The sequence below is a fragment of the Mesorhizobium sp. M5C.F.Ca.IN.020.29.1.1 genome, from assembly GCF_003997375.1.
GTDB lineage: Bacteria > Pseudomonadota > Alphaproteobacteria > Rhizobiales > Rhizobiaceae > Mesorhizobium > Mesorhizobium wenxiniae.
Genome location: NZ_RZSW01000473.1, coordinates 1 through 5,005 on the forward strand (window position 1 = coordinate 1; position 5,005 = coordinate 5,005).

General features: G+C 60.9%; 4 protein-coding genes. All 4 read left to right on the plus strand.

All coding sequences use genetic code 11. The features are described 5' to 3' along the window. Window positions 1-2,142, plus strand: a 2,142-nt coding sequence (locus tag EOA85_RS27380; protein WP_164759916.1) for a penicillin-binding protein 1A, incomplete at its 5' end; no start/stop codon positions are given. Window positions 2,143-2,284: 142 nt separating this feature from the next. Further along, window positions 2,285-3,416, plus strand: a protein-coding gene (gene prfB / locus EOA85_RS27385; protein ID WP_127211857.1) for a peptide chain release factor 2 whose coding sequence is annotated in 2 segments (ribosomal slippage) — window positions 2,285-2,350 and window positions 2,352-3,416 — 1,131 coding nt in all. Because the reading frame shifts where the segments join, the coding sequence is not laid out codon by codon here. Between the two features lie 441 nt (window positions 3,417-3,857). Beyond that, window positions 3,858-4,244, plus strand: a complete 387-nt coding sequence (locus EOA85_RS27390; RefSeq protein ID WP_127211858.1) for a hypothetical protein — start codon at window positions 3,858-3,860, stop codon at window positions 4,242-4,244. Between the two features lie 204 nt (window positions 4,245-4,448). After that, window positions 4,449-4,817 carry a GFA family protein gene (locus EOA85_RS27395; RefSeq protein ID WP_065008302.1) on the plus strand — a complete coding sequence of 123 codons (369 nt, stop codon included), beginning with the start codon at window positions 4,449-4,451 and terminating at the stop codon, window positions 4,815-4,817. Window positions 4,818-5,005 lie beyond the last annotated feature (188 nt).

Sequence of the window (5,005 nt, forward strand, 5' to 3'; positions counted from 1 at the left end):
GTCATGGTCAATCTGCAGAATTTCGGCTCGGGCAAGCGCCAGGTCGGCGCCTCGACGATCACGCAGCAGGTGGCGAAAAACTTCCTTTTGTCCTCGGACCAGACCTACGAGCGCAAGATCAAGGAGATGATCCTCGCCTTCCGCATAGAGCAGGCCTATTCGAAGGATCGTATTCTCGAGCTCTACCTTAACGAGATTTTCTTCGGGCTCGGCGCTTATGGCGTCGCCGGCGCAGCGCTCACTTATTTCGACAAGGCGGTGAATGAACTCACCGTGGCGGAGGCGGCCTATCTGGCGGCTTTGCCGAAGGGTCCCTCCAACTATCACCCCTTCAAATATGCCGATCGCGCCATCGAGCGCCGCAACTGGGTCATCGACCAGATGGTCGACAACGGCTACGTCACGCAGGAGGAAGGCGCCAAGGCCAAGGCCGAGCAGCTCGGCGTCAAGCCACGCCGCTCCGGCACCTATCTGTTCGCCGGCGAATACTTCACCGAGGAAGTGCGTCGCCAGATCAGCGCGCGCTACGGCGAGAATGCGCTCTACGAGGGCGGCCTGTCCGTCCGTACGACGCTCGATCCCAAGATGCAGCTCATCGCCCGTAAAGCCATGCAGAACGGCCTGATGAAGTTCGATACGCTGCGCGGCTATCGCGGGCCGGTGAAGACCATCAGCGTATCCGGCGACTGGGGCGTGCCTTTGAGCGAAGTCAAGGGACTGGACGACGTGCCCGAATGGTCGCTCGCCGTCGTGCTCGACAGCTCGGAGAGCGGCCTGTCCATCGGCCTTCGGCCGACCCGGCAGATCTCGGGCGAACTCGTCAAGGATCGCATCGAAGGCACCGTCAGCCGCGACGACATGAGCTTCGCCATGCGCCATGTGGTCGACGGCAAGACCGTCAAGGCCAAATCGCCGGCGGACGTGCTGAAGCCGGGCGACGTTATCTTCGTGCAGAAGAAAGAGGGTACGGACGGGGCCTATATTCTACGCCAGGCCCCCGAGGTGGAAGGTGGCATGATCGCCATGGATCCGCATACCGGCCGTGTTCTGGCCATGGTCGGCGGGTTCTCCTACTCGCAATCCGAATTCAACCGTGCCACGCAGGCCATGCGGCAGCCGGGTTCGTCGTTCAAGCCGATCGTCTATTCGGCCGCCCTCGACAATGGCTATACGCCGGCTTCGGTGATCATGGACGGCCCGATCACCATCAAGAGCGGCAACACGACCTGGACGCCGAAGAACTACGATGGAAGGACAGCTGGCCCGGCGACCTTGCGGTCCGGCATCGAGAGGTCGCGCAATCTGATGACTGTGCGGCTGGCCAACGACATGGGCATGAAGCTGGTCGCCGAATATGCCGAGCGCTTCGGCGTCTATGACCGTCTGGCGCCATATCTGCCGATGGCGCTGGGTTCGGGCGAGACCACCGTGATGCGCATGGTGTCGGCTTATTCGATCATGGCCAACGGTGGCAAGTCGATCAAGCCGACGCTGATCGACCGCATCCAGGATCGCTACGGCAAGACGGTGTACAGGCAGGACGAACGCGGCTGCGAAAATTGCAACGCCGCCGAATGGCAGAACCAGCCTGAGCCGGAACTGATCGACAATTCCGAGCAGGTGCTCGATCCGATGACTGCCTATCAGATCACCTCGATGATGGAGGGCGTCGTCGAGCGCGGTACCGGCGCCACGGTCGCCGAACTCGGCCGCCACATCGCCGGCAAGACCGGAACGACAAACGACGAGAAGGATACCTGGTTCATCGGCTATACGCCCAATCTCGTTGTCGGCCTCTATATGGGCTACGATCAGCCGAAAGGTCTTGGCAAGGGCGCGACCGGCGGCGGCCTCGCCGCGCCGATCTTCAAGGACTTCATGCGCGTGGCACTGGACGGCACGCCCAATGTCGATTTCCAGGTTCCCGAAGGCATGAAGCTGATCGCCATCAATCGCAAGACTGGCATGGCTGCCAACCCAGGCGACCCTGGCGCCTTTATCGAAGCTTTCAAGCCGGGCACCGGCCCCGCCGACAGCTATTGGGTGATCGGCATGGGTGCGGACGGCTCCAACGCCTCTGGCGGCGCGCTGTCGCCACAGGCCAACCAAGCCATCCAGTCCGGCGGCGGCGGGTTATATTGACATAGGACATGGTGTTCTGGGCCGGCTTTCAAGCCGGCCCATTTCGCTTTACAGGTGGCGGTGCCGTCCCTATGTATCGCGCCAACCCAGCTCTGTTTAAGCAACAGCGCCCCATTTTCAGCACAGGACAAAACGACTAGCCATGCGCTCGGAAACGCAGAACATTGTCGACGAAATCAGGCAGGCGATAACCCTGCTGAGGAGGCATCTTTGACTGGGATCAAGCCTTAAAGCGGCTTGAGTACCTTAATGTGCGTGCCGAGGATTCCAGTCTCTGGAACGAACCGCTGGAGGCACAGAAGCTGATGCGTGAGCGCCAGGGCCTCGAGGAAGGCATCGCCGCGGTCAAAGGCCTCACCCAGGCGCTGGAGGACAATATCGGCCTGATCGAGCTTGGCGAGGAAGAGGGCGACGAGAGCGTTGTCGCCGAGGCGGAAGCGGCGATCCGCTCGATGCGCGGCGAAGCAAAGGCCCGCCAGATCGAGACGCTGCTTTCGGGCGAGGCGGATGCCAACGACAGTTATCTCGAAGTCCATGCCGGCGCCGGCGGCACCGAAAGCCAGGACTGGGCCTCGATGCTTCTGCGCATGTACACGCGTTGGGCCGAGCGGCGGCGCTTCAAGGTCGAGGTGCTCGAAGTGCATGACGGCGAAGAGGCCGGCATCAAGTCCGCCACACTGCTGATCAAGGGCCACAATGCCTATGGTTGGCTGAAGACGGAATCCGGCGTTCACCGTCTCGTGCGTATTTCGCCCTACGACAGCAATGCGCGCCGCCACACGTCCTTTGCCAGCGTTTGGGTCTATCCCGTGATCGACGATACGATCGAGATCGACGTTTCCGAATCGGATGTCCGCATCGACACCTATCGTTCGTCCGGATCGGGCGGTCAGCACGTCAACACCACCGATTCGGCGGTCCGCATCACTCATCTCGCCACCGGCATCGCGGTCGCCTGCCAGGCCGAGCGCTCCCAGCACAAGAACAAGGCGAAGGCCTGGGAGATGTTGCGCTCGCGGCTCTACGAGGAAGAGCTGAAGAAGCGCGAGGCGGTGGCGAACGCCACCGAAGCGTCGAAGAGCGATATCGGCTGGGGCCACCAGATCCGCTCCTACGTTCTGCAGCCCTATCAGCTGGTGAAGGATCTTCGCACAGGCGTCGAGAGCACAAGCCCGTCGAGCGTGCTGGACGGCGACCTCGACGATTTCATGGAGGCGTCGCTGTCGCAGCGCATCGAGGGCGGCGCCGGCGAAGTGGTGGCCGATATCGACTGAAGCCCCTACGCCCCAAGCAGCAGGAACATCACGCTAGAGTAACAGGCTCTCATTCTAATTGAGCGGTCGCTTTACGGCTTTGTTTTTCATCCAATTTTCCACAACGACTTCTTCCTTCGGGCTAGATGTTGCAAGCCTGCCGGCGCCTCGCCCGGAACCACTGCGAGCTGAATCTCGTTATCTGCGATCCCATCTGCCGGGGTTGATGAAGTCACTCTCGTCAACCGCGGCAGGCTGGTTCCGGCTGCAGATGTCGGCGCTCGGTTTGCACAGCAATTTCTTGCGCCAACAAAGGAATCAGCCCAGCATCTAAGGCTGGGGGAAAAAGCATTTATGGCCGGACGCGGCGTATCTGCGACCTGACGATCCGGCCACTGGGAAGACACGTTCTGGGAACGGGCAAGCGAAACGCTTGATAACTCGGTGATAGGAACTGCGCCCATGCCCGCTCTCAACACTCGATCGGCCTCAGCCGTCCAGACGGCGTGTCGCCTCCTGAATTCAATCATTGCGGTGGTGGCTCTGACGGCCGCCATCATTGCATCTGCAGCGCCGGCTTTGGCGCACGACGCCACGCCGACTGCAGCGAGGCCGCAAGGCTGGAGTTACCCATTCTCCTGTTGTTCTGGTTACGATTGCCGCGCGGTCTCGCAGACGTCGATCAGCGAACGTCCGGAGGGCTATGTCATCAAGGGGACAGGTGAGGTCGTGGCCTACAGCGATGCACGGATCAAGAATTCGCCCGATGGCGAATATCACTGGTGCTCGGTCGCCGGCGCGAACGACGGAAAGACCATCTGCCTGTTCGTGCCACCGTCTTCGTTTTAATGCTTGTCGCCCAAAAGCTTGCCGAAGGGCCTGAGCCATGGCCTGACCCAGGATGCGCAGCGGTTTTGGGATAACGACAGGCATCAAAAAGATCGAAGCGCGCCCCGCGTCCGACGCGGGCACCTGCTGACAGGCAGTTGTCGGGAACGTCTCTCTATGTTTGTCTTGCCGTGCGGGCGGCAGGCAATCGTGAGGGAGGCGTTCATGACCATAAAGGCAAGCTGCCACTGCAGGGCGACGACGTTCGAAGTTTCGGAAGCGCCGCAAACCGTAACGCAATGCACCTGCTCCTTCTGCTCGAAGCGCGGCTCGTTGTGGGCATACTACACGCCGTCGCAATTCAAGCTCACCAGCCCGCTCAAGAATGTCTCGTTCTACCGGTGGGGGTCGAAAACGATCAAACACGGTTTCTGCGCCACCTGCGGCTGCGGCACCTTTACCGAAACGCCGGACTGGTCGACCGGCAAGCCGGATTTCGACAATCCGAAGATCAGCGTGAACTCGCGTCTGTTCGACGATTTCGACCTCGGCCAAGTCGAGGTCGTTGTCATCGACGGCAAAAATCTCTGGTAACCGATAATCTCTGGTAGCCGATCAAAATCGCGCAATACTGCGGCCGTGGAATTCACCCGGGAAAAGCCATAGGCAGCCGCTTTTCCCGTCCGCTTTTCGCCGCATTTCATGTTACAACGAGCCCGGAAGGGCTGATATGGCGCGCCGTCGGCGCGACGCTTGGAGAGGGACTACCCGATGAAAAAGAC

What these genes read in the sequence shown, in the direction of transcription:
- EOA85_RS27390 (WP_127211858.1), top strand. Translation starts at nt 3,858, where the DNA reads ATGCCCGCTCTCAACACTCGATCGGCCTCAGCCGTCCAGACGGCGTGT.
- EOA85_RS27395 (WP_065008302.1), top strand. Translation starts at nt 4,449, where the DNA reads ATGACCATAAAGGCAAGCTGCCACTGCAGGGCGACGACGTTCGAAGTT.